The 23439-nt window shown below is 67.2% G+C and carries 19 protein-coding genes; 15 read left to right on the forward strand and 4 right to left on the reverse strand.

Features of this window, described 5'->3' with window-relative positions; genetic code table 11:
* Position 1: 1 nt before the first annotated feature.
* From tssE to vgrG1a, 5 genes are read left to right on the forward strand one after another with little or no spacing between them, the layout of a single operon-like run.
* Positions 2-511, forward strand: coding sequence for a type VI secretion system baseplate subunit TssE (tssE, locus tag AC1RB9_RS00475; protein ID WP_003104971.1), 510 nt, complete (start codon positions 2-4; stop codon positions 509-511).
* Positions 508-2367, forward strand: coding sequence for a type VI secretion system baseplate subunit TssF (gene tssF, locus AC1RB9_RS00480; protein ID WP_003162769.1), 1860 nt, complete (start codon positions 508-510; stop codon positions 2365-2367). The genes tssE and tssF overlap by 4 nt, the downstream gene beginning before the upstream one ends.
* Positions 2331-3377, forward strand: a complete 1047-nt coding sequence (gene tssG, locus AC1RB9_RS00485) for a type VI secretion system baseplate subunit TssG (protein ID WP_003104969.1) — start codon at positions 2331-2333, stop codon at positions 3375-3377. The genes tssF and tssG overlap by 37 nt, the downstream gene beginning before the upstream one ends.
* Entirely contained in the window at positions 3370-6078 is a 2709-nt protein-coding gene (gene tssH / locus AC1RB9_RS00490) for a type VI secretion system ATPase TssH (protein ID WP_003162768.1), read from the forward strand. The genes tssG and tssH overlap by 8 nt, the downstream gene beginning before the upstream one ends.
* A gap of 46 nt (positions 6079-6124) precedes the next feature.
* Positions 6125-8056, forward strand: a complete 1932-nt coding sequence (gene vgrG1a, locus AC1RB9_RS00495; protein ID WP_003142374.1) for a type VI secretion system spike protein VgrG1a — start codon at positions 6125-6127, stop codon at positions 8054-8056.
* Positions 8057-8170: 114 nt separating this feature from the next.
* Here the strand turns inward: vgrG1a and AC1RB9_RS00500 are convergent, their stop codons facing one another.
* From AC1RB9_RS00500 to eagT6, 3 genes are read right to left on the reverse strand one after another with little or no spacing between them, the layout of a single operon-like run.
* Entirely contained in the window at positions 8171-8455 is a 285-nt protein-coding gene (locus AC1RB9_RS00500) for an immunity protein Tsi6 family protein (RefSeq protein ID WP_003104961.1), read from the reverse strand.
* The gene (tse6, locus tag AC1RB9_RS00505) at positions 8452-9744 is read right to left on the reverse strand and encodes an NAD(P)+ glycohydrolase Tse6 (RefSeq protein WP_003104959.1); all 1293 of its coding nucleotides are present in this window, start codon (positions 9742-9744) and stop codon (positions 8452-8454) included. Before tse6 ends, AC1RB9_RS00500 begins: the two co-directional genes overlap by 4 nt.
* Before the next feature lie 15 nt (positions 9745-9759).
* Positions 9760-10194, reverse strand: a complete 435-nt coding sequence (gene eagT6, locus AC1RB9_RS00510) for a type VI secretion system effector EagT6 (RefSeq protein ID WP_003083692.1) — start codon at positions 10192-10194, stop codon at positions 9760-9762.
* Positions 10195-10447: 253 nt separating this feature from the next.
* On the opposite strand from eagT6, the gene vgrG1b reads away from it, so the two are divergent.
* The 9 genes from vgrG1b to AC1RB9_RS00555 all read left to right on the forward strand — a co-directional run bounded on the left by vgrG1b (position 10448) and on the right by AC1RB9_RS00555 (position 21311).
* Positions 10448-12673, forward strand: coding sequence for a type VI secretion system spike protein VgrG1b (gene vgrG1b / locus AC1RB9_RS00515; RefSeq protein WP_003162767.1), 2226 nt, complete (start codon positions 10448-10450; stop codon positions 12671-12673).
* Between the two features lie 27 nt (positions 12674-12700).
* The gene (locus AC1RB9_RS00520) at positions 12701-13150 is read left to right on the forward strand and encodes a DUF6484 domain-containing protein (protein ID WP_003101196.1); all 450 of its coding nucleotides are present in this window, start codon (positions 12701-12703) and stop codon (positions 13148-13150) included.
* 16 nt (positions 13151-13166) lie between these two features.
* Positions 13167-14279, forward strand: coding sequence for a DUF2169 family type VI secretion system accessory protein (locus AC1RB9_RS00525; protein ID WP_003162766.1), 1113 nt, complete (start codon positions 13167-13169; stop codon positions 14277-14279).
* Positions 14276-15313 carry a 3-oxoacyl-ACP synthase gene (locus AC1RB9_RS00530; protein WP_003110648.1) on the forward strand — a complete coding sequence of 346 codons (1038 nt, stop codon included), beginning with the start codon at positions 14276-14278 and terminating at the stop codon, positions 15311-15313. Before AC1RB9_RS00525 ends, AC1RB9_RS00530 begins: the two co-directional genes overlap by 4 nt.
* Positions 15314-16261: a DUF4150 domain-containing protein gene (locus tag AC1RB9_RS00535; RefSeq protein ID WP_003123791.1), complete on the forward strand. Its 948-nt coding sequence runs from the start codon at positions 15314-15316 to the stop codon at positions 16259-16261.
* Between the two features lie 10 nt (positions 16262-16271).
* The gene (locus AC1RB9_RS00540; protein ID WP_003110650.1) at positions 16272-17186 is read left to right on the forward strand and encodes a WD40/YVTN/BNR-like repeat-containing protein; all 915 of its coding nucleotides are present in this window, start codon (positions 16272-16274) and stop codon (positions 17184-17186) included.
* A gap of 6 nt (positions 17187-17192) precedes the next feature.
* The gene (locus AC1RB9_RS00545; protein WP_003142384.1) at positions 17193-18425 is read left to right on the forward strand and encodes a TIGR02270 family protein; all 1233 of its coding nucleotides are present in this window, start codon (positions 17193-17195) and stop codon (positions 18423-18425) included.
* A gap of 375 nt (positions 18426-18800) precedes the next feature.
* Positions 18801-19529 carry a carbonic anhydrase gene (locus AC1RB9_RS00550; RefSeq protein ID WP_003083701.1) on the forward strand — a complete coding sequence of 243 codons (729 nt, stop codon included), beginning with the start codon at positions 18801-18803 and terminating at the stop codon, positions 19527-19529.
* Positions 19530-19739: 210 nt separating this feature from the next.
* Positions 19740-21311 carry a SulP family inorganic anion transporter gene (locus AC1RB9_RS00555; protein WP_003142385.1) on the forward strand — a complete coding sequence of 524 codons (1572 nt, stop codon included), beginning with the start codon at positions 19740-19742 and terminating at the stop codon, positions 21309-21311.
* Here the strand turns inward: AC1RB9_RS00555 and AC1RB9_RS00560 are convergent.
* Positions 21298-21936 carry a hypothetical protein gene (locus AC1RB9_RS00560; protein WP_003083705.1) on the reverse strand — a complete coding sequence of 213 codons (639 nt, stop codon included), beginning with the start codon at positions 21934-21936 and terminating at the stop codon, positions 21298-21300. The genes AC1RB9_RS00555 and AC1RB9_RS00560 overlap by 14 nt on opposite strands.
* A gap of 371 nt (positions 21937-22307) precedes the next feature.
* Here AC1RB9_RS00560 and coxB point away from each other — a divergent pair, with 371 nt between their 5' ends.
* The gene (coxB, locus tag AC1RB9_RS00565) at positions 22308-23432 is read left to right on the forward strand and encodes a cytochrome c oxidase subunit II (protein ID WP_003101203.1); all 1125 of its coding nucleotides are present in this window, start codon (positions 22308-22310) and stop codon (positions 23430-23432) included.
* The last annotated feature ends 7 nt before the right edge of the window (positions 23433-23439 follow it).

Consider the following 23439-nt stretch of genomic DNA (forward strand, 5'->3'; position numbering starts at 1 on the left):
CATGGCCGAACTGACCCTCCAGGAGCGCCTGCAGCCGTCGCTGCTCGACCGCCTCACCGACGACGAGCCGGGCAACCTCAAGGAAGCCGCGGAGCGCCGGGTGCTGACCCTGAACCAGCTGAAGGCCTCGGTGCTGCGCGACCTGGCGTGGCTGTTCAACACCACTTCGCTGTTCGACCACGGCCCCGCCGCACGGATGCCGGCCGGCAACTCGGTGCTCAACTACGGGCTGCCGGCGCTGGCCGGGCACACCGCGTCGAGCGTCGACGTGCATGCCATCGAGGCGCTGCTCACCGAGACCATCGCCACCTTCGAGCCGCGCATCATCCGTTCTTCGTTGCGGGTGCGCGCGCAACTGCTGCCTGGCGAGATGGACCACAACGCCCTGAGCTTCGAGATCGAGGGCGACCTCTGGGCCGAACCGGCGCCGCTGCGCCTGCTGCTGACCACCAACCTGGACCTGGAGACCGGCCACGTGCGCGTCGCCCAGGGCGAGCGGAGGCGTACATGAACCCGCGCCTGCTCGAGTACTACAACCAGGAATTGCAACACATCCGCGAAAGCGCCGCGGAGTTCGCCGAGGAATTCCCGAAGATCGCCGGGCGCCTGTCGCTGTCCGGCTTCGAGTGCGCCGACCCCTACGTCGAGCGCCTTCTGGAAGGCTTCGCCTATCTCACCGCGCGGGTCCAGCTGAAGCTCGACGCGGAGTACCCGACCTTCACCCACAACCTGTTGGAAATCGCCTACCCGCACTACCTGGCGCCGACCCCGTCGATGACCGTGGTGCAGTTGCGCCCGGACCCCAACGAAGGCGCCCTGAGCAGCGGCTTCAGCGTCGAGCGCGGGGCCTCCCTGCGCGGCCAGCTCGGCCCCGATGACCAGACCGCCTGCGAATACCGCACCGCCCACCCGGTGACCCTGTGGCCGCTGGAAGTGGCCCAGGCCGACTACTTCGGCAATCCCGCCGCGGTGCTCGGCCGCCTCGCCGCCAGCGAGCCGCGGGCCAAGGCCGGCCTGCGCATCCGCCTGCGCAGCGGCGCCGGCATCCCGTTCGACAGCCTGTCGCTGGACGCCCTGCCGCTCTACCTGCACGGCGCCGACGAACAACCCTACCGCCTCTACGAACAATTGCTCGGCAACGCCTGCGCGGTGTTCGTCCGCGCCCCGGACAATGCCTGGGTCGAACGCCTGCCGACGAGCAGCCTGCGTGCGCGCGGCTTCGACGACGAGGACGCGCTGCTGCCGGTGGTGCCGCGGGCGTTCCAGGGCTACCGCCTGCTGCAGGAATACTTCGCCCTGCCGGCGCGCTTCCTGTTCGTCGAGTTCTCCGGCCTGAACCGCGCCCTGCGTCGATGCCACGGCGAGGAGCTGGAACTGGTCGTGCTGTTCGGCAAGCACGACCAGCGCCTGGAGGGCACGGTGGACGCGGAGCAACTGGTGCCGTTCTGCACCCCGGCGATCAACCTGTTCCCGCGCCGCTGCGACCGCATCCACCTGTCCGACCGGGTCAACGAGCATCACGTGATCGTCGACCGCACCCGTCCGCTGGATTTCGAGGTGCATTCGCTGCAACAGGTGAGCGGCCACGGCAGCGGTCCGGAGCAACCCTTCCAACCGTTCTACGCGGTGCGCGACCCGGCGCGCTACGGCCGCGAGCAGGCCTACTTCAGCGTGCGCCGCGAACCGCGCGTGCTGTCCAGCAAGCAGCGGCGCAAGGGCCCGCGCTCGACCTACGTCGGCAGCGAGACCTTCGTCGCCCTGGTCGACGCCGACCAGGCGCCCTATCGCCACGACCTGCGCCAGCTCGGCATCGCCGCGCTGTGCACCAACCGCGACCTGCCGCTGTTCATGCCGATCGGCGCGCACAAGAGCGACTTCACCCTGGAGGACAGCGCGCCGGTCATGCAGGTGCGCTGCCTCGCCGGACCGAGCCGGCCGCGCGCCAGCCGTGCCCACGATGCCAGCGCCTGGCGGCTGATCAGCCAGCTGTCGCTGAACTACCTGTCGCTGGCCGAGCGCGGCCAGGGCGCCGCCGCCCTGCGCGAGCTGCTGCGGCTCTACGGCGACAGCGGCGATCCGGCGCTGCAACTGCAGATCGAGGGCCTGCGCGAGGTCAGCAGCAAGCCTTGCACGCGGCGCCTGCCGATGCCCGGGCCGATCGTCTTCGGCCGTGGCCTGGAGATCACCCTGGACTTCGACGAGAACGCGTTCCGCGGCACCGGGGTGTTCCTTCTCGGCGCTGTGTTCGAGCGCTTCCTGGCACGCTACGTGTCGATCAACAGCTTTACCGAGACGGTGCTGCGCACCGGCGAACGGGGCGAGGTGATGAGATGGCAGGCGAAGCCGGGCAGCCGTCCGAACCTCTGAACCTGCTCGCCGGGATGGCGGCGGCGCCCTGGGACTATGACTTCTTCCAGGCGCTGCGGCGCATCGAGTGCGAGTCGCCGCAACTGCCGCGCCTCGGTCATTCGGTGCGGCTGGCGGACGACCCGCTGCGTCTCGGGCAGAAGCCCGACTGCACCTTCGCGCCCTCGACCCTGGCCTCGGTGAGCCAGGCCGGCACCGCTGCGGTGCCGCGCCTGGACCAGTTCTTCTTCGGCCTCACCGGCCCCAACGGGCCGCTGCCGCTGCACCTCACCGAATACGCCCGGGAACGCCAGCGCAACGTCAACGACGCGACCTTCAAGCGCTTCATGGACGTCTTCCACCACCGCCTGCTGACCCTGTTCTACCGGGCCTGGGCGGAGGCGCGGCCGGAGATCAGCCACGACCGGATCGACGACGACTACTGGTCGGCGCGCCTCGCCGCGCTCTCCGGGCGCGGCATGCCGAGCCTGCGGGGGCGCGAGCCGCTGGCGGATACCGCACGCTACTACTACACCGGCCACCTCGCCGCGCAGACCCGCTACCCGGACGGCCTGCGGGTGATCCTCGCGGAGTATTTCGAGGTCCCGGTGGCGGTCGAGGAATACGTCGGCCAATGGCTGGAGCTGCCCGAGCGCAGCCGCCTCGGCGTCGACTCGACGAGCCTGGGCATGGACGTCTGCCTGGGCACCCACGTCTGGGACCGCCAGCACAAGTTCCGCCTGCGCCTGGGGCCGCTGGACCTCGATCAATACCAGCGCTTCCTGCCCGACGGCGACCACTTCGTCGAGCTGGCCGCCTGGGTCGCCGAATACCTGGGCGAGGAGCTGGACTGGGACGTCAACCTGGTCCTGCAACGCCACGAAGTACCCCCGCTGGGCCTGCAGGGCGGCGGGCGGCTCGGTTTCAACACCTGGCTGGGCGATCCCGGCCAGGACGCCAGGGATCTACTGCTGGCCCGCCAGTACGCCACTGCGCGGCCGCACGAGCACAAGGAGAAGGAACATGAGTGAGATCAGTCGCGTTGCGCTGTTCGGCAAGCTGAACAGCCTGGCCTACAAGGCCATCGAGGCCGCCACGGTATTCTGCAAGCTGCGCGGCAATCCCTATGTCGAGCTGGTGCACTGGTTCCACCAGATCCTCCAGTTGCCGGACTCGGACCTGCACCAGATCGTCCGCCAGTCCGGGATCGACCCGGCGCGCCTGGCCAAGGACCTGACCGAGGCCCTCGACCGCCTGCCGCGCGGCTCGACCTCGATCACCGACCTGTCCTCCCATGTCGAGGAAGCGGTGGAGCGCGGCTGGGTCTACGGCAGCCTGATGTTCGGCGAGAGCCAGGTGCGCACCGGCTACCTGGTGATCGGCATCCTCAAGACGCCGAGCCTGCGCCATGCCCTCACCGGGCTGTCGGCGGAATTCGCCAAGCTCAAGGTCGAGGCGCTCACCGAGCGCTTCGACGAGTACGTCGGCGCCTCGCCGGAGAACGGCCTGTCGGCCAGCGACGGCTTCAACGCCGGCGCCGCCCCGGGCGAGGCCAGCGGCGCCCTGGCGCCGAGCGCGATGGGCAAGCAGGAGGCGCTCAAGCGCTTTACCGTGGACCTCACCGAGCAGGCCCGTAGCGGCAAGCTCGACCCCATCGTCGGGCGTGACGAGGAGATCCGCCAGTTGGTGGACATCCTCATGCGCCGCCGGCAGAACAACCCGATCCTCACCGGCGAGGCCGGCGTCGGCAAGACCGCGGTGGTGGAAGGCTTCGCCCTGCGCATCGTCGCCGGCGACGTCCCGCCGGCGCTGAAGGACGTCGAACTGCGCGCCCTCGACGTCGGCCTGCTGCAGGCCGGGGCGAGCATGAAGGGCGAGTTCGAGCAGCGCCTGCGCCAGGTGATCGAAGACGTGCAGAGTTCCGAGAAGCCGATCATCCTGTTCATCGACGAAGCCCACACCCTGGTCGGCGCCGGTGGCGCGGCCGGCACCGGCGACGCCGCCAACCTGCTCAAGCCGGCCCTGGCGCGCGGCACCCTGCGCACCGTGGCGGCGACCACCTGGGCCGAGTACAAGAAGCACATCGAGAAGGACCCGGCGCTGACCCGGCGTTTCCAGGTGGTGCAGGTGGACGAGCCGTCCGAGCACAAGGCCATCCTGATGATGCGCGGCGTCGCGTCGACCATGGAGAAGCACCACCAGGTGCAGATCCTCGACGAGGCGCTGGAGGCGGCGGTCCGGCTGTCGCACCGCTACATCCCGGCGCGCCAGCTGCCGGACAAGTCGGTGAGCCTGCTGGATACCGCCTGCGCGCGCACCGCCATCAGCCTGCACGCGGTGCCGGCCGAGGTCGACGATAGCCGCCGGCGCATCGAGGCGCTGGAGACCGAGCTGGCGATCATCCGCCGCGAGAGCGCCATCGGCGTCGCCACCGCCGAACGCCAGCGCAACGCCGAGACCCTGCTGGCCGAGGAGCGCGAGCGCCTGTCCGCCCTGGAGCAGCGCTGGGCCGAGGAAAAACGCCTGGTCGACGAACTGCTGGAGACCCGCGCCCGTCTGCGTGCCGCCGCCGAAGCGGTGGACGCCGGCGGCGTGCCGCTGGGCGAAGGCGAGGCGCGTCTCGACGAGGAACAGCGCCAGGCGCTGCATGCGCGGCTGGCGGAGCTGCAGGCGCAACTGAGCGCGTTGCAGGGCGAAGAGCCGCTGATCCTGCCGACCGTGGACTACCAGGCGGTGGCCTCGGTGGTCGCCGACTGGACCGGCATCCCGGTCGGCCGCATGGCGCGCAACGAGATCGACACCGTGCTCAACCTCGACCAGCACCTGAAGAAGCGCATCATCGGCCAGGACCACGCGCTGGAGATGATCGCCAAGCGCATCCAGACTTCCCGCGCCGGCCTCGACAACCCGAGCAAGCCGATCGGCGTGTTCATGCTCGCCGGCACCTCCGGGGTGGGCAAGACCGAGACCGCGCTGGCCTTGGCCGAGGCCATGTACGGCGGCGAGCAGAATGTCATCACCATCAACATGAGCGAGTTCCAGGAAGCCCACACCGTCTCCACCCTCAAGGGCGCCCCGCCCGGCTACATCGGCTACGGCGAGGGTGGCGTGCTGACCGAGGCGGTGCGTCGCAAGCCCTACAGCGTGGTGCTGCTGGATGAAGTGGAGAAGGCCCACCCGGATGTCCACGAGATCTTCTTCCAGGTCTTCGACAAGGGCGTGATGGAGGACGGCGAAGGCCGGGTGATCGACTTCAAGAACACCCTGATCCTGCTCACCACCAACGCCGGCACCGAGATGATCGCCAGCCTCTGCGCCGATCCGGAACTGATGCCCGAGCCGGAAGCCATCGCCAAGTCGCTGCGCGAACCGCTGCTGAAGATCTTCCCGCCGGCGCTGCTCGGCCGCCTGGTGACCATCCCCTACTACCCGCTCAGCGACGACATGCTCAAGGCCATTTCGCGCCTGCAACTGGGGCGGATCAAGAAGCGCGTGGAGGCGACCCACAAGGTGCCGTTCGAGTTCGACGAGGGCGTCGTCGACCTGATCGTCTCGCGCTGCACCGAGACCGAGAGCGGCGGCCGGATGATCGACGCGATCCTCACCAACACGCTGTTGCCGGACATGAGCCGCGAGTTCCTCACCCGCATGCTCGAAGGCAAGCCGTTGGCCGGGGTACGTATCAGTAGCCGCGACAACCAGTTCCACTACGACTTCGCCGAGGCCGAGTGACAACCGGCGACACGCAGAGCAGTAGAAGGAACCGTCGATGGGATTGATGCAACTGACCCGCCTGGTCCAGGTGGATTGCCCGCTGGGGCCGGACGTGCTGCTGTTGCAGCGCATGGAGGGACGCGAGGAACTGGGACGGCTGTTCGCCTACGAGCTGCACCTGGTATCGGAAAATCCCAACCTGCCGCTGGAGCAGTTGCTCGGCAAGCCGATGAGCCTGTCGCTGGAGCTGCCCGGCGGCAGCCGGCGCTTCTTTCACGGCATCGTCGCGCGCTGTAGCCAGGTGGCCGGGCACGGCCAGTTCGCCGGCTACCAGGCCACCCTGCGGCCCTGGCCGTGGCTGCTGACGCGCACCTCGGACTGCCGCATCTTCCAGAACCAGAGCGTGCCGGAGATCATCAAGCAGGTGTTCCGCGACCTCGGCTTTTCCGATTTCGAGGATGCCCTCACGCGCCCCTACCGCGAGTGGGAATACTGCGTGCAGTACCGCGAGACCAGCTTCGACTTCATCAGCCGGCTGATGGAACAGGAAGGCATCTACTACTGGTTCCGCCATGAGCAGAAGCGCCACATCCTGGTGCTCTCCGACGCCTACGGCGCGCATCGCAGCCCGGGTGGCTACGCCAGCGTGCCGTACTACCCGCCGACCCTCGGCCATCGCGAGCGCGACCACTTCTTCGACTGGCAGATGGCACGCGAGGTCCAGCCCGGTTCGCTGACCCTCAACGACTACGACTTCCAGCGCCCCGGCGCGCGCCTGGAGGTGCGTTCGAACATCGCCCGGCCGCACGCGGCGGCCGACTACCCGCTGTACGACTATCCCGGCGAATACGTGCAGAGCCAGGACGGCGAGCAGTACGCGCGCAACCGCATCGAGGCGATCCAGGCGCAGCACGAGCGCGTGCGCCTGCGCGGCGTGGTGCGCGGGATCGGCGCCGGGCACCTGTTCCGCCTGAGCGGCTATCCGCGCGATGACCAGAACCGCGAGTACCTGGTGGTCGGCGCCGAATACCGGGTGGTCCAGGAACTCTACGAAACCGGCAGCGGCGGCGCCGGCTCGCAGTTCGAGAGCGAGCTGGACTGCATCGACGCCAGCCAGTCGTTCCGTCTCCTGCCGCAGACTCCGGTACCGGTGGTGCGGGGTCCGCAGACCGCGGTGGTGGTCGGACCCAAGGGCGAGGAGATCTGGACCGACCAGTACGGCCGGGTCAAGGTGCACTTCCACTGGGATCGCCACGACCAGTCGAACGAGAACAGCTCCTGCTGGATTCGCGTGTCCCAGGCCTGGGCCGGGAAGAACTGGGGTTCGATGCAGATCCCGCGGATCGGCCAGGAAGTGATCGTCAGCTTCCTCGAAGGCGATCCGGACCGGCCGATCATCACCGGGCGGGTCTACAACGCCGAGCAGACGGTGCCCTACGAGCTGCCGGCGAACGCCACCCAGAGCGGGATGAAGAGCCGTTCGAGCAAGGGCGGCACGCCGGCCAACTTCAACGAGATCCGCATGGAGGACAAGAAGGGCGCCGAGCAGTTATACATCCACGCCGAGCGCAACCAGGACAACCTGGTCGAGAACGATGCCTCGCTGTCGGTCGGCCACGACCGCAACAAGAGCATCGGCCACGACGAGCTGGCGCGCATCGGCAACAACCGCACCCGCGCGGTGAAGCTCAACGACACCCTGTTGGTGGGCGGGGCGAAGAGCGACAGCGTCACCGGCACCTACCTGATCGAGGCCGGCGCGCAGATCCGCCTGGTCTGCGGCAAGAGCGTGGTGGAGTTCAACGCCGACGGCACCATCAATATCTCCGGCAGCGCCTTCAACCTCTACGCCAGCGGCAACGGCAACATCGACACCGGCGGCCGCCTCGACCTCAATTCCGGCGGCGCCAGCGAGGTCGACGCCAAGGGCAAGGGCGTGCAGGGCACCATCGACGGCCAGGTACAGGCGATGTTTCCGCCGCCGGCGAAGGGCTGAGGCGGCGGCATCCTGGCTGCCCGCCCTTGGGCGGGACGCCGCGGGAGCCTTGACGATTCGCGCATGTCCTCGCCAGGCAGAAGCGGCGGTCGCTCAAGACCGATGGTGTTGCGCTCAGGGCAGATCGACCTTCAGGCCGCGGCCAGTGCGTATACCGACGTAATAGGCGTCCTTGAGGGCCCTGGAGAGTTCCGGGTCGGTTTCGTCGAATTCCTTCACGGCGATGCTGCCGAGGGTCAACCGGTGCAGTGCGGAACGATCCAGGCTGCGGTCGAGCAGGACGGACCTGATGTACTGCAATTGCTTTTCCGCGGACAGCAGGACCTCGTATCCCGGATAGCGGGCCAGCCGGTCGACGACCAGCGCCAGAGCGCGGTCGATGTATTCGATGGGTGTCATGATCCCTCCCGGGGAAGCAGACCGAAGGAGCCTTTCTCGTTGGAGAACAGTTGTTGCGCGCCGCCTTTGGCGGGATATGACTGTCCCTTTACCGACCAGAAGTCATCGGTCGGCGCAGCGGTGCTGCGCAGGACCTCGACCTTCTGGGTCGTCCTGTAGGAGTTGAGGACCTTGGGTTCGATGGTGTTCGCCGCCCGGTTGGTGCCCATGGGGTTGATTCCCAGCTCCGTGGGCTGCACGCGCGGGCTGAGTGTATACCAGTTGCCCTGCGGCGCTCCGGGGGACTGGTACTGCCACAGGTTCTTGCCGGGCGCGAGGGTTTCCACACGGACCGGATGGTTGAAGTCCAGGCCGTTCATGTACGACTCGGCATCGGCAGGATCGATGTCCTTCGACTTGAAGAACTTGGCGGCGGTTTCACGATTCCCGCGGTAGTTGATGTCGTGGTCGAGGTTGCCGGAACGACCGAACTTATTGTTCAGGTAGGCGCGTCGTTGCGCGGTTTCGGAGGTCACCGCTGCCGGACGACGACCGGCGAGTTTCGGCCCGAAGCCCAGCAATGCCATCCCCGCCACGCCCTGGAACAGGTCGCGGTAGCCGGGACCGAGGCGGTCGCCGAGGTCGCCGAGCAGGGCCATGCCGCCCATCATCAGCCCGCCGATGGCGACGAAGCCGGCCAGCGCCGCGACCCCGGCCATCGCCGCCAGCAGCAGGCCGCCGGCAAGGGCCGCCAGGCCCAGCGCCTCGAGGCCGGTGTGCAGCCATTCCTCCAGGTCGAGGACGAAGGCCACCCGCTCGGTGGGGCCGCCGATGAAGGTGTCCTGGCTGCCGGTCTTGATGTGCGCGCCGCAGACCATCTTGCTCTGCAGGCGTGCCGCCGGCTTGCCGTTGATGTACACGGTGGCGCTGCCTTCGGCGATCAGCACCGGGAACGGCCACAGCGGATGGTTCAGCGGCAGGCCGCTGCAGGTGGCGGAGACGTCGTCGCCGGCGCGCATCGCGTTGCGACTGTTCACGTAGACGTTGAAGCTGCCGCGTATGAGCACCCCGGTGGTCGGCTCGGGTAGCTCGAAGATGGTGGTCAGGCCCTTGACGATCTGGAACATCGACAGCCCGCCGGCGGCGATCGAGCCGGCCAGGATCACCGCGGCCAGGCCGCCGGTGGCGGCGGTGGCGGCGACCACGGCGGCGCCGATCAGGGCTCCGGCCACGGCTCCGGCGACCATCGCGGCGACACCGAAACCGTGGGCTATCTCATCGCCCAGTCGGGCGGCGGCTTGCGCATCCATGCGTCGGTACTCGGGTCAGCTAGGGGTCGGGCGCGGGACCAGGGTCTGCATCGCCTGCTTCCAGGCCGGCTCGTGGTGCGGCAGGTCAGCCGGGGTGGTGGTCAGGGTGGTGATCAGCACCGCCGGGCGGCGCTCGATGAATACCTGGCGCAGCATCAGGTCGCGGCCCTCGCGCTGCCACTGGTAGTCGAGGAGCACGGCGGCGTGGCCGTGAATGTTGATGTCCCAGCGCTTGTGCAGCTTGAAGCCGGGCAATTGCTTCTCGGCATTCTCCAGTTGGCGGGCGACATAGTCGGCGAACGGCGCGTCGCCCTGGCTGGCGTCGCGGCTGATGACGAAACTGGCTTCGCGGGCGGGGCCGCTGGCGGGGAGCTTGAAGATGTTGATGCTCTGGTCCTGCCAGGCATCGGGAATCTCGAGATCGGCTTCGTGGAGGCGATAGAGCGTCACTGTGTTAACCCCTTCCCTAGGATTCTGAGTGAGTCATTGCTGGACAAAAGCTTTACGGAATGTTGCTCGCGAATCAAGGCTTTCCTGGCCCGAAGCGGCCTTTCGTGATGGCCTTCTGCCTGTTCGCCGTCGGTCGGGGCGCTCGTCGGAATCTGTGTCACGCATCTCCCCTTTCCACCGCATCCGCGCCTATGCTGCTTGGGTGGCGCCGCTCCAACGGCGCCAGTGATGGACGTGGATCAAGGATGATTTCATGGCACTTGCGCAACAGACCCGCCTGGTCCGGGTCGACAGTCCGCTCGGCGCGGAGGTCCTGCAATTGCAGCGAATGGAGGGTCGCGAAGAGCTCGGCCGGCCGTTCGCCTACGAGCTGGAACTGATCTCGGAAAACCCCGACCTGCCACTCGACGGGCTGCTGGGCAAGCCGGCCAGCCTGGCGCTGGAACTGCACGACGGCAGCCGGCGGCATTTCCACGGCATCGTCGCCGCTTGCAGCCAGGGATCCGGCAACGGCCAGTTCGCCAGCTACCAGGTCACCCTGCGCCCCTGGCTGTGGCTGCTGACGCGCACCTCCGACTGCCGCATCTTCCAGAACCAGAAGGTCCCGGACATCATCAAGCAGGTGTTCCGCGACCTCGGCTTCTCCGACTTCGAGGACGCCCTGAGCCGCTCCTACCGCGAGTGGGAATACTGCGTGCAGTACCGCGAGACCAGTTTCGACTTCGTCAGCCGGCTGATGGAGCAGGAAGGCATCTACTACTGGTTCCGCCACGAGCAGAGCCGCCACATCCTGGTGCTCTCCGACGCCTACGGCGCGCACCAGAGCCCGCCGAACTACGCCAGCGTGCCCTACTACCCGCCGACCCTGGAACAGCGCGAGCGCGACCATTTCTACGACTGGCACATGGCGCGCGAGGTGCAGTCCGGCTCACTGAGCCTCAACGACTACGACTTCCAGCGTCCCGGCGCGCGCCTGGAGGTGCGTTCGAACATCGCCCGCTCGCACGCGGCGGCCGACTACCCGCTGTACGACTACCCCGGCGAATACGTGCAGAGCCAGGACGGCGAGCAGTACGCGCGGACCCGTATCGAAGCCTTGCAGGCGCGCTACGAACGGGTGCGCCTGCGCGGCCGCGCCCGCGGCCTGGGTTCGGGCCACCTGTTCAAGCTCAGCGGCTACCCGCGCGAGGACCAGAACCGCGAGTACCTGGTGGTCGGCGCCGAGTACCGGGTGGTCCAGGAACTCTACGAGACCGGCGGCGGCGGGGTCGGCGCGCAGTTCGAGAGCGAGCTGGACTGCATCGATGCCGGCCAGGCCTACCGCCCCTTGCCGACCACTCCGCTGCCGATCGTCCGTGGCCCGCAGACTGCGGTGGTGGTCGGGCCCAAGGGCGAGGAGATCTGGACCGACCAGTACGGCCGGGTCAAGGTGCATTTCCACTGGGACCGCCACGACCAGTCCAACGAGAACAGCTCCTGCTGGATGCGCGTCTCCCAGGCCTGGGCGGGGAAGAACTGGGGCTCGATCCAGATCCCGCGGATCGGCCAGGAAGTGATCGTCAGCTTCCTCGAAGGCGACCCGGACCGGCCGATCATCACCGGGCGGGTCTACAACGCCGAGCAGACGGTGCCCTACGAGCTGCCGGCGAACGCTACCCAGAGCGGCACCAAGAGCCGTTCGAGCAAGGGCGGCACGCCGGCCAACTTCAACGAGATCCGCATGGAGGACAAGAAGGGCGCCGAGCAGTTGTTCATCCATGCCGAGAAGAACCAGGACATCGAGGTCGAGAACGACGAGACCCACTGGGTCGGCCACGACCGGACCAAGACCATCGACCACGACGAGACCGTGCACGTGAAGCACGATCGCACCGAGACCGTGGACAACAACGAGACCATAACCATCGGCGTCGACCGCACCGAGAAGGTCGGCAACAACGAGAAGATCAGTATCGGCGCGAACCGCACCGAGGACGTCGGCAGCAACGAGACCATCAGCATCGGCGTTGACCGCACCGAGAAGGTCGGCAGCAACGAGAGGATCAGCATCGGTGCCAATCGCACCGAGGACGTCGGCAACGACGAGACCATCAGCATCGGCGCGAACCGTAGCGAGTCGGTGGGCAACAACGAGACGATCAGCATCGGCGCCGACCGCAGCGAGTCGGTGGGCGCCAACGAGACCATCGACATAGGCGGCAACCAGAGCACCAGCATCGGCAAGAACGAGTCGCGCAGCGTCGGCCAGGGCCGCGATACCTCGGTGGGCAAGGACGATAGCCTGGACGTGGGCAAGAGCTTCACGCTCAACGCCGGCGACTCGATCACCCTGGTCACCGGTGCCGCCAGCATCCGCATGAAGAAGGACGGCAGCATCGTCATCAGCGGCAAGAACATCACCATCGACGGATCCGGGGCGATCAACGTCAAGGCCGACAGGAACGTGGTGGTGAAGGGACGCAAGATCCTCCAGAACTGAAGCGGCGCAGAGCCAGGGAGTCAGCGCATGAGTGTCGAGATCCATCTACCTGGGGCCACGACGGCCCTTCCCGCGCGCCTGGACGGCGTGGTCATCGGCGTCCTCCTCGACGTGCCGGACGCCGCCGCTCCGGTGGTCGCCTATCCCGGTTGCCCGAGCGAGCACGGCCTGGCGGCGGCCACCACCACCCAGCTCAGTCGCGCCGACATCGGCGCCCAGGTAGCGCTGATGTTCGTCGCCGGCGATCCGCGCCAGCCGCTGCTGATCGGCCGCATCCAGCGCCTGCCGCAGGAAGCGCTGGCGCAACTGGACGGCGAGCGCCTGGAGTTCAGTGCCGAACGCGAGATCGTCCTGCGTTGTGGCAAGGCCAGCATCACCCTGACCCGCGCCGGCAAGGTGATCATCCGTGGCGCCTATCTTTCCAGCCGCTCCACCGGGGTCAACCGGATCAAGGGCGGTTCGGTGCAGATCAACTGAGCGCGGCGGGCCCGACATGGAACTGTTGAACGCCACCCCGCTGGCCGCCGCCTACAACCAGGGGCTCGACGCCGAAGGCCGGGAGTCGCTGGTGGTGATCGCCAAGGGCAGTTTCGACCTGCCGCTGGACGGTCGCGAGGCGCGCCTGCTGGACGAGCAGCAGACGCTGCTGATGGTCGATGAATTCTATGGCGAGCCGGGGTTTTCCGCGCCGCGCCGGGAGTGCGAGTTCGTTCCCTTCAAGCCGTTCTGCGATGTGCTGGTGCTGGGCAGCGCCCAGGCGCCCGGCGGGCGGCCGGTACAGCAGTTGACCGCGGGCATCCGCGTCGGCCGGGTGAGCAAGGCGCTGACGGTGCATGGGCCGCGCCAGTGGGAACCGGGATTGCTCGGTGCCGGCGCGGGCGTCGCGCAGCCGTTCCAGCGCCAGGACATTTCCTACGCCAGTGCCTTCGGCGGCAGCCATGCCTCGCCGGACAACCCCGGTTTCATGGATTGCTACATGGCCAATCCGGCCGGATGTGGCTGGTTTCCGCGCAGCGCCGACACCGCCGAGATCGTCGGCACGCCGATGCCGGCCACGGAAAAGCTCGGCGAGCCGGTGGACAGCCCCCACGGCCGCTTCACGCCGATGGCGCTCGGCCCGCTCGGCCGCCACTGGCAGGCCCGGGTCGGCTTCGCCGGCCGCTACGACGACGCCTGGCTGGCCGAGCGCTTCCCGTTCCTGCCCGCCGACTTCGACGAGCGCTACTTCCAGTCCGCGCCGGCCGACCAGTGGACCGACCATCTGCGCGGCGGCGAGGAGGTCCTGCTGCTCAACCTCACCGGCGAGGAGCGCGCGGCCTTCCGCGTGCCGCGCAGGGAGGTCCCGGTGACCTTCTTCCTGAAAAAGGGTGGCCACGAAACCGCGCAAGCACGGATCGATACCCTGCTGGTGGACTGCGACGCCCGTCGCGTGGAAGTCACCTGGCGCATTCGCCGGCCGTTGAAGCGCAACCTGTTCGAGATCGCCCAGGTGCTGGTCGGCAGCAAGTCCGCCGCCTGGTGGCGCGCCCGCGAGCTGGGCAAGGACTACTACCCCTCGCTTGCCGCGTTGGCACGCAGCCGCCAGGCCGAGGAGGACGAGGCATGAGCCAGGCCCTGAGCATCGTCGCCTCCGGCATGGTCAGCGCGGTCGGCCTCAGCGCGCCGGCCAGCTGCGCGGCGATCCGCTGCGCCCTGGACAACTTCCAGGAGACGCGTTTCATCGACCAGGGCGGCGAATGGTTGGTCGGCGCTCCGGTGATGCTGCCCGAGCCGTCCTCCGGCTACGCGCAATTGGTGGGGATGGCTGCCATGGCCATCGCCGAATGTGTGGCCGGGTTGCCCGCCGAGGACATTCGCGAAATGCCGTTGCTGCTTGGCGTTGCCGAAGTCGACCGGCCCGGACGACTGGCGGGGTTGGAGCAGCCTTTGCTACAGGCCATCGAAGAGCGCCTGGGTTACCGCTTCCATGAACGTTCCTGTGTCATCCCGCGCGGTCGGGTGAGCGCCGCGGTGGCGCTCCTCAACGCGCGCAAGCTCATCGAACAGGGGTGTTCGAAGGTGCTGATCGCCGGAGTCGATTCCTACCTGACCGCGGCGACGCTGGCGGCCTACCAGGAACGCGACCGGCTGCTGGGCAGCCACTGCCAGGATGGCTTCATCCCCGGCGAAGGCGCGGCGGCGGTACTGGTGACGGCCGCGTGCGCCAGCGAGGAACCGCAATTGCTGTGCCTGGGGCTGGGGTTCGGGGTGGAGAAGGCTACCGTCGAAAGCGAGGGCCTGCCGCTGCGGGCGGATGGCCTCACCCAGGCGGTGAAAGCGGCGTTCGCGGACTGCGGGTTCGGTTACGAACTTGTCGACTATCGCCTGGCAGACCTCCCCGGCGAGCAGTATTACTTCAAGGAGGCCGCGCTGGCCTTGAGTCGAACCCTGCGGGTGCGCAAGGAGCGCGTCGAACTCTGGAGCCCTGCGGATTGCATCGGCGAGTGCGGAGCGATGACAGGCCCCGCGCTGCTGTGCATCGCCCTTGCCGCCTCACGCAAGGGGTATGCACACGGCCCGCAGGTACTCTGTCATTCGGGCAACGATGCTGGCGAACGGGCCGCGGTGGTGCTTGGCTACCAGCGAGTGAGGGCGAACTAGATGGCCAACGAGGTCTATGCCAACGGCCGCGAGCTCTCCTGCAAGTCGGCCTCGGGGAAATCGATAGCGTCGTTCCCCGACGTCTGCTTCACGCCGCCTCAGGCACCACCGACGCCGTTGGGCGTGCCGGTCCCCTACCCTAATACCGGCATGTCGAAGGACACCACCCGAGGTAGCCGGACCGTAAGGATCACCCGCAAGGAAGTGATGCTCAAGAACAAGAGCCACTTCAAGAAGAGCTACGGCGACGAGGCTGGGCGTGCGCCGAAGAAAGGCATCATCACCAGTACCAATACCGGCAAGGTCTATTTCACTTCATGGTCGATGGACGTGAAGATCGAAGGCCTGAACGTCGTCCGCCATCTCGACCTGACCACCCACAACCACAACCCCTCTCCCGGCAATACCGCGACCTGGCCGCACACCTCGAAGATGAAGGCGGCCTTCAAGCCGGGCGGCAAGTGTGCCGGCATGGAGCACCTGCGCCTGCAGCCCTACAGCAAGGCGTGCCCTAGCACCGCGGGCGGGGGCGCACAGACCGGCCACCACCTGATTCCTGGTCGCTGTATGCGCGGCAAGGCCGGCTACAGCCACTCCAAGGCCCCGGTGATCTGTGTGTCGCGCGGCAACCAGCACCAGGGCTCGCACAAGCGTTGTCACGCGAAGTTCGATCCGGTCGAACTGGACCACTTCGACAAAGGCAAGCCGTTCAAGTACGAAACCGCGCGCAACACCGCGGCTGCTTCGGCAGGGGGAGCGTTGAGCCCGCCGCGCGAGCTGACGAAAAAAGAAAAGGAGTGCGTCGCCTTCCAGCTCGACCAGTACTACAAGGCCAAGCCCAAGAAGGGGCCGGGCTGCACCACCGCCACGAACCTCCGCGCCTCGGGCGCGGCGGGAAAAGTCATACCACCCGCGCGTTCCGCGCCGGCACCTGCGGGACGTCCATAGGAACTGAACCATGGCAAAGAGCGAGACCGCCCTCTATTTCACCAACGTCATTGCGATCGGGCCTCAAGAGGCGCTGCTCGCCGGGCACCTCTACCTGGAGGGCGCGGAACCCAGCGTGACCCGGGTGATGATGATCGACCAGGACGACTGGTTCCACGTCTACGATATCCCCGAAGTCGTCTACAGCGCCCTGCAGAGGAGTCCGCGGCGCGGGCAGCAGAAAGGTGACTACTGCTTCCTGGGACGCGCCGGCCTGTTGCGTGAACACCCGTCCGGGCAGTCCAGCACGGATGCCACGCTGGACATCGACAACGTCTACCTGATGGATCTCTGCGAGGTGGACGGTGAGCTCTATGCCTGCGGCACCCAGAACCAGGTGCTGCGGCAGAACAAGGGCGTTTGGCAGCGTATCGACCAGGGGCTTTATGTCCCCCTGGGGGACGAGGTTACCGCTTGCCTGAACGGTATAGACGGGTTTTCGCGCGACGATGTGTATGCCGTCGGCGATGCCGGCGCCATCTGGCATTGGGACGGCAAGGGCTGGCAGGCATCGGCGGCGCCCACCAACCTGCCGCTCTACTGCGTGCACTGCGCCGCCGATGGCACTGTCTACATAGGCGGTTCCGGCGGCATCCTGCTACGCGGCAGTGCACAGGTCGGCTGGACCGATATCGGCGACCGCGACCTGTGCTCGGAGGTACTGGAGAATATGGTGGAGTTCGCCGGCAAGCTCTATGTGACCGCGACCGACCAGTTGCTCGAGTACGACGGTACGCGCCTGAGTGAGACCAAGGTGCCAGTGCAGGGTAAGAAGGCTTACTACGCCATCGATGCCAAACCCGAGGTGATGTGGGTGGTGGGCGATGAATGCGTGCTCAGCTACGACGGCGGCACCTGGCAGCGTCATGTCTGCCCGGAGAACTGATCGACGATGAATGTCGCCGCTGTCATCGACCAGCACGTCGAGGAGGCCGGCTTTCTGGCGGGGCTGCGCGACCATGCCGTGCGTGCTCCCCACTACGACCTGGCGCACCTGCTGGATCTCGACAATCGGATTGAGGCGCATCTGGATGCGTTGCAGATAGGTGGACTGAGGAGCCTGGACCTGGTGCTGAAGGCGCTGGACACAAACGCCGAGGGAGAGGTTTTCGTCGCTGCGATACTGGTGTTTCGTGGCACGAACGGTACAGCCCTGGCCCAGTTGTGCGAGCACCTACGGCGTTTTCCCGAGGGCGCGCGATTCTTCGCCGCAGCCCTCGGCTGGCTCGACTGGGACCAGGCGCGGCCCTGGGTGGAGCGCCTGCTGGCCTCGCCCGAGCCGCTGTTCCGCGCCATTGGCCTGGCCGCCTGCGGCATGCACCGGCATGACCCGGGGCCGGCGCTGCTGTCCGCCCTTGGCCACGCCGACCCGGCGGTGCTGGCGCGCGCCGCGCGCACCGCCGGCGAGCTGCGTCGGCGCGACCTGATGGCGAATATTCGCGCCTATCGCGCCCACGATGACCCGAGCCTGCGCTTCTGGGCCAACTGGGCCACCGCGCAGATGGGCGACGAGGAGGCGTTGGGGCCATTGCGTGCGTTCGCCGGGCAGCCCGGCCCGTTCCAGCTGCCGGCGACCATGGTGCTGCTCGCCTGGCAGCCGCGCGACACCAGCATGGCCTGGATTCGCCAACTGATGCAGGCGGCGGACACGCGGCGGATCGGCATCCAGGCCACCGGCCTGTTCGGCGATCCGGTGGCGGTGCCCTGGCTGATCCAGCAGATGCGCGACGAGAGTCTGGCGCGGGTCGCCGGCGAGGCCTTCAGCCTGATCACCGGCGCCGACCTGGCGCTGCTCGACCTGGAGCTGGAGGCCTTGCCCGACTACGACCCTGGCCCCAACGACGATCCCGACGACGACAACGTCGCCCTCGACGACGACGAGAACCATAGCTGGCCGGAGGCGGAGCGAGTCTCCGCCTGGTGGCGTGACCACGGCGCGCGTTTCGTCGCCGGGCGCGCCTACCTGCTCGGCGAACCGCTGGGCGAGGCGCGCTGCCGCCAGGTCCTGCGTGACGGCCAGCAACGCCAGCGAATGGCTGCGGCGTGCCTGCTGGCGCGCTTCGTGCCGAACCTGCCGCTGTTCCCCACCGGTGCGCCGGTGCGCCGCCAACTGGACCTGTTCTGATAGCTGGCTGGCGCCGGGCGGCCAGGTCATGGCCGCTGGCGCGGTGCGCCGGATTTTCCCATTCGACGAATTTCCCTGCACGTAGCCAACCGGTTGACTGAAACCTTTCACCACTTATGCGGGACGAATGGAAATGCCACTCGTTTGCCATGATAGCCTGTCGACATCCTCTGGAAATATCGTGAAAAAAGCTGACAACGTGCGAGATAGAGGGATTTTTTAATTTATGGTTAAGCTTCGGGCATTAGCGTTGAGCACCAGAAGTGACCGGTCGGTCACATAGGTCGCTCTGCGTTTGTTGTGCCTTTTTCCTATGGGGAAAGCGTCGGCAGACGTGGGAAAATTCAATCGATCCATTCATCGAGGTTCCGAACCATGCCAGACCGTATGCGGGGCGTTAAGTCCGATTCTCCAGAGCAGGAAAGCGCTGACGACGCATTGAAAAGGATTGTCGATGGATTCCAGCATTTCCGCCGGGAGGTCTTTCCCGAGCAGCAGGCGCTGTTCAAGAAGCTCGCCAATAGCCAGCGGCCGCGGGCGATGTTCATCACCTGCGCGGATTCGCGCATCGTTCCCGAGCTGATCACCCAGAGTTCCCCCGGCGACCTGTTCGTCACCCGCAACGTCGGCAACGTGGTGCCGCCCTACGGGCAGATGAACGGTGGCGTCTCCACCGCCATCGAATACGCCGTGCTGGCGCTGGGCGTGCACCACATCATCGTCTGCGGCCACTCCGACTGCGGGGCGATGCGCGCCGTGCTCGATCCGCAGACCCTGGAACGCATGCCGACGGTCAAGGCCTGGCTGCGGCACGCCGAGGTGGCACGCACGGTGGTGGCGGACAACTGCGACTGCGGCGCCAGCCACGACACCCTCGGAGTGCTCACCGAAGAGAACGTGGTGGCCCAGCTCGATCACCTGCGCACCCACCCCTCGGTGGCCTCGCGCCTGGCCAGCGGGCAACTGTTCATCCACGGCTGGGTGTACGACATCGAGAGTGCGCAGATCCGCGCCTACGACGCCAAGCAGGGTCGCTTCCTGCCCCTCGACGGCGAGCATCCGGTGCCGATGGCCACGCCCGCGCCGCGCTACCTGAACTCGTGATAGCGGCGGCCGTGCGGGCCGCCGGATAACAACAGCGTTTTCGCGTCACCTTTCGCCGTTCCTGCCATGGACGACCTCTGGGAAGCCCCGTTCCGGGGCTGAACGGGTCGCTATTACAAGAAAAAACACACTGCGCACACACAACCGGCGCCGGGCCTGGTCCTGGCGTCGCTCCCTCGTCGTGGAAAAAATTCGCAGGAGAACTGTGCCATGCATGTTTCAAAGGTGTTTCCGTCCCTCCGGGACACGTTGCCGCGGGACCTGATGGCCTCCGTGGTGGTGTTCCTCGTCGCCCTGCCGCTGTGCATGGGCATCGCCATCGCCTCCGGGATGCCGCCGGCCAAGGGCCTGCTCACCGGCATCGTCGGTGGCCTGGTGGTCGGCTTCCTGGCCGGCTCGCCGCTACAGGTTAGCGGCCCGGCGGCCGGCCTCGCGGTGCTGGTCTTCGAACTGGTGCGTACCTACGGGGTGGCCATGCTCGGGCCGATCCTGCTGCTCGCCGGCGCCATCCAGCTGCTCGCCGGGCGGCTGCGCCTGGGCTGCTGGTTCCGGGTCACCTCGCCGGCGGTGGTATACGGGATGCTCGCCGGCATCGGCATCCTCATCGTCCTTTCGCAATTGCACGTGATGCTCGACCTGGCGCCCAAGGCGTCCGGCCTCGACAACCTGCTGGCATTCCCCCAGGCGGCGTTCGCCGCGCTCGGCTCGCTGGGCATGGACAGCGGCCTCGACGCGGCGCTGCTCGGGCTGGGCACCATCGCGGTGATGTGGGGCTGGGACAAGCTGCGTCCGCAACGCCTGCGCTTCCTACCCGGCGCGCTGCTCGGCGTGAGCCTGGCGACCCTGGCCAGCCTTTGGCTGGCGCTGGACGTGCGGCGGGTCGAGGTACCGGCCAACCTCGGCGAGGCCATCGACTGGCTACGCCCGGCCGACCTGCTGGCCCTGGCCGATCCCTCCCTGCTGCTGGCGGCGGTGGTGGTGGCCTTCATCGCCAGTGCGGAGACCCTGCTCTCGGCGGCGGCGGTGGATCGCCTGCACGACGGCCCGCGCTCGGACATGGATCGCGAGTTGTCCGCCCAGGGGGTCGGCAACATGCTCTGCGGCCTGCTCGGCGCGCTGCCGATGACCGGGGTGATCGTACGCAGCTCGGCCAACGTCAATGCCGGTGCGCGAACCCGCGCCTCGGCGATCTTCCACGGCCTCTGGTTGCTCGCCTTCGTCCTCCTGCTCGGCAGCCTGCTGCGGCAGATTCCGGTGGCGAGCCTGGCGGGGGTGCTGGTCTATACCGGGGTCAAGCTGGTCGATTTCAAGGCCCTCGGCAACCTCTCTCGCTACGGCCGGATGCCGATGCTGGTGTACACGGCCACCGCCCTGGCCATCGTCTTCACCGACCTGCTGACCGGCGTGCTGGTGGGCTTCGCCCTGACCCTGCTGAAGCTGGTGCTGAAGGCGGCGCGGCTGAAGATCGCCCTGCGCTACACCGGCGAGCATGAAGCCGAGCTGCGCCTGAGCGGCGCCGCGACTTTCCTCAAGGTGCCGGCGCTGTCGCGGGTGCTCGACGAGGTCAAGCCGGGGACCACCCTGCACGTACCGATGGATAACCTCAGCTATGTCGACCATGCCTGCATGGAGCTGCTCGAGGACTGGGGGCGGATGGCACCGGTGCAGGGCTCGCGCCTGGTGATCGAACCGCGCGCCTTGAAGCGTCGCCTGGAAGGGCGCCTGCGCGGCAGCGTCGGGTTGGGCGGCGCGCGCAATGGCGGGGCGGTCAGCCCAGGCTGAGTTCCACCCCGAGCTGCTTCGACAGGCACGGCCACTGCTGCCAGGCGGCGACCACCCGCGGGTTCTTCAGGTTCTCGCGGTAGGCGCGGGCCGAGTCGGCGTCGAAGGTGGTGGCGTCGAGCATGTTCTCCACCGCATGGTGGACGGCTTCGTCCAGCCGGTTGGCGAACGGCTCGCCGATCAACTGGTGGGCCACCAGGTTGGCCACGGTGGTGTCCAGCGGGATCAGCGCCTGGCCGAAGTGGGCGATGTAGCGGTCGTTCACTTCTTCCACCAGGCGGTGCGCCAGGTAGGCCTCATCGAGCAGGGCGTCGAGGCCGTCGTGGCCGGCGAGCAACGCCGGCGGGGTGAGGAAGAACTGCTCGGCGACCTTCAGCACCGGCTTGATCCGTTCCTCGATGCCGGCTTCGCGGGCCACGCTGTTGGCGGCGTCGAGCAGGTCCGGTACCTGTTCGACGTAGGCGTGGACGAAGCGGGTGAGTATGTCTTCCGTGTTCTCGCCTTGCGGCTGGATGGTGCGATGCAGGCGGGGCAGGCGGCTGGCTATCAGATCAGCCAGGTGACCGTGGCGGGCTTCGCTGAGGTGCGCCTGCTGGATGAGTTCACGGAGGGCAGCGGTGTTCATGGGGTCTCCCATACAACGGGGATGGTGAAGAAGAGGAGAAACATAGCCGGCGGCGCGCGCCGGCTAAGACGCGATTGTCATAATCGCTTCGTGGTTATGCGAGGATGATATATCAGGCGGCCACCATTCGCCTGCAAAGCCACGCCGCTCGCGGCTTTTAGAGAAGAATCGGCACTTTCCAGCGACATTTTTACGCTGCGTTGTTATGTCGCAGCCGCTGTCTATACTCCCACTCGAATGCTGAACCTGATGAACCCGGCCTGCCTTGCTGTGTGCCGAGGTGCGACGGTCAAAGTTCGTTGTCTTGGCGGTCCACCCCTTGGCCGTTGGCGTCTGCCGGCGGGATAAAAACAACGATAAGGGGAACCCGAATGCTGCGACATCCACGAGTCTGGATGGGCTTCCTTTTGCTCTCGGCGATCAGCCAGGCGAATGCCGCCTGGACGGTCAACATGGCCCCGGGCGCTACCGAGGTGAGCCGGTCCGTCTTCGACCTGCACATGACCATCTTCTGGATCTGCGTGGTGATCGGCGTGCTGGTCTTCGGCGCGATGTTCTGGTCGATGATCGTCCACCGCCGCTCCACCGGCCAGCAGCCGGCGCATTTCCACGAGAGCACCACGGTGGAAATCCTCTGGACGGTGGTGCCGTTCGTGATCCTGGTGGTGATGGCGGTGCCCGCCACCCGCACCCTGATCCACATCTACGACACTTCCGAGCCGGAGCTGGACGTGCAGGTCACCGGCTACCAGTGGAAGTGGCAGTACAAGTACCTGGGCCAGGACGTCGAGTACTTCAGCAACCTGGCCACCCCGCAGGACCAGATCCACAACCGGCAGGCGAAGGACGAGCATTACCTGCTGGAGGTGGACGAGCCGCTGGTGCTGCCGGTGGGCACCAAGGTGCGCTTCCTGATCACCTCCAGCGACGTGATCCATTCCTGGTGGGTGCCGGCCTTCGCGGTCAAGCGCGACGCCATCCCCGGCTTCGTCAACGAGGCCTGGACCAAGGTCGACGAGCCCGGCATCTACCGCGGCCAGTGCGCCGAGCTGTGCGGCAAGGACCACGGCTTCATGCCGATCGTGGTCGACGTCAAGCCCAAGGCCGAGTTCGACCAGTGGCTGGCCAAGCGCAAGGAAGAGGCGGCGAAGGTCAAGGAACTGACCAGCAAGGAGTGGACCAAGGAAGAGTTGGTTGCGCGCGGCGACAAGGTCTACCACACCATCTGCGCCGCCTGCCACCAGGCCGAAGGCCAGGGCATGCCGCCGATGTTCCCGGCGCTGAAGGGCTCGAAGATCGTCACCGGGCCCAAGGAGCACCACCTGGAAGTGGTCTTCAACGGCGTGCCCGGCACCGCCATGGCGGCCTTCGGCAAGCAGCTCAACGAGGTCGACCTGGCCGCGGTGATCACCTACGAGCGCAACGCCTGGGGCAACGACGATGGCGACATGGTCACCCCGAAAGACGTCGTCGCCTACAAGCAGAAACAACAATAGGAGACCG

This window comes from Pseudomonas sp. 20-5 (assembly GCF_056782835.1).

Excerpts from the sequence above, each read along its gene's own strand:
- tssE (WP_003104971.1), top strand. The coding sequence starts at position 2 with ATGGCCGAACTGACCCTCCAGGAGCGCCTGCAGCCGTCGCTGCTCGAC.
- tssF (WP_003162769.1), top strand. The coding sequence starts at position 508 with ATGAACCCGCGCCTGCTCGAGTACTACAACCAGGAATTGCAACACATC.
- tssG (WP_003104969.1), top strand. The coding sequence starts at position 2,331 with ATGGCAGGCGAAGCCGGGCAGCCGTCCGAACCTCTGAACCTGCTCGCC.
- tssH (WP_003162768.1), top strand. The coding sequence starts at position 3,370 with ATGAGTGAGATCAGTCGCGTTGCGCTGTTCGGCAAGCTGAACAGCCTG.
- vgrG1a (WP_003142374.1), top strand. The coding sequence starts at position 6,125 with ATGCAACTGACCCGCCTGGTCCAGGTGGATTGCCCGCTGGGGCCGGAC.
- AC1RB9_RS00500 (WP_003104961.1), bottom strand. The coding sequence starts at position 8,455 with ATGACACCCATCGAATACATCGACCGCGCTCTGGCGCTGGTCGTCGAC.
- tse6 (WP_003104959.1), bottom strand. The coding sequence starts at position 9,744 with ATGGATGCGCAAGCCGCCGCCCGACTGGGCGATGAGATAGCCCACGGT.
- vgrG1b (WP_003162767.1), top strand. The coding sequence starts at position 10,448 with ATGGCACTTGCGCAACAGACCCGCCTGGTCCGGGTCGACAGTCCGCTC.
- AC1RB9_RS00520 (WP_003101196.1), top strand. The coding sequence starts at position 12,701 with ATGAGTGTCGAGATCCATCTACCTGGGGCCACGACGGCCCTTCCCGCG.
- AC1RB9_RS00525 (WP_003162766.1), top strand. The coding sequence starts at position 13,167 with ATGGAACTGTTGAACGCCACCCCGCTGGCCGCCGCCTACAACCAGGGG.
- AC1RB9_RS00530 (WP_003110648.1), top strand. The coding sequence starts at position 14,276 with ATGAGCCAGGCCCTGAGCATCGTCGCCTCCGGCATGGTCAGCGCGGTC.
- AC1RB9_RS00535 (WP_003123791.1), top strand. The coding sequence starts at position 15,314 with ATGGCCAACGAGGTCTATGCCAACGGCCGCGAGCTCTCCTGCAAGTCG.
- AC1RB9_RS00540 (WP_003110650.1), top strand. The coding sequence starts at position 16,272 with ATGGCAAAGAGCGAGACCGCCCTCTATTTCACCAACGTCATTGCGATC.
- AC1RB9_RS00545 (WP_003142384.1), top strand. The coding sequence starts at position 17,193 with ATGAATGTCGCCGCTGTCATCGACCAGCACGTCGAGGAGGCCGGCTTT.
- AC1RB9_RS00550 (WP_003083701.1), top strand. The coding sequence starts at position 18,801 with ATGCCAGACCGTATGCGGGGCGTTAAGTCCGATTCTCCAGAGCAGGAA.
- AC1RB9_RS00555 (WP_003142385.1), top strand. The coding sequence starts at position 19,740 with ATGCATGTTTCAAAGGTGTTTCCGTCCCTCCGGGACACGTTGCCGCGG.
- AC1RB9_RS00560 (WP_003083705.1), bottom strand. The coding sequence starts at position 21,936 with ATGAACACCGCTGCCCTCCGTGAACTCATCCAGCAGGCGCACCTCAGC.
- coxB (WP_003101203.1), top strand. The coding sequence starts at position 22,308 with ATGCTGCGACATCCACGAGTCTGGATGGGCTTCCTTTTGCTCTCGGCG.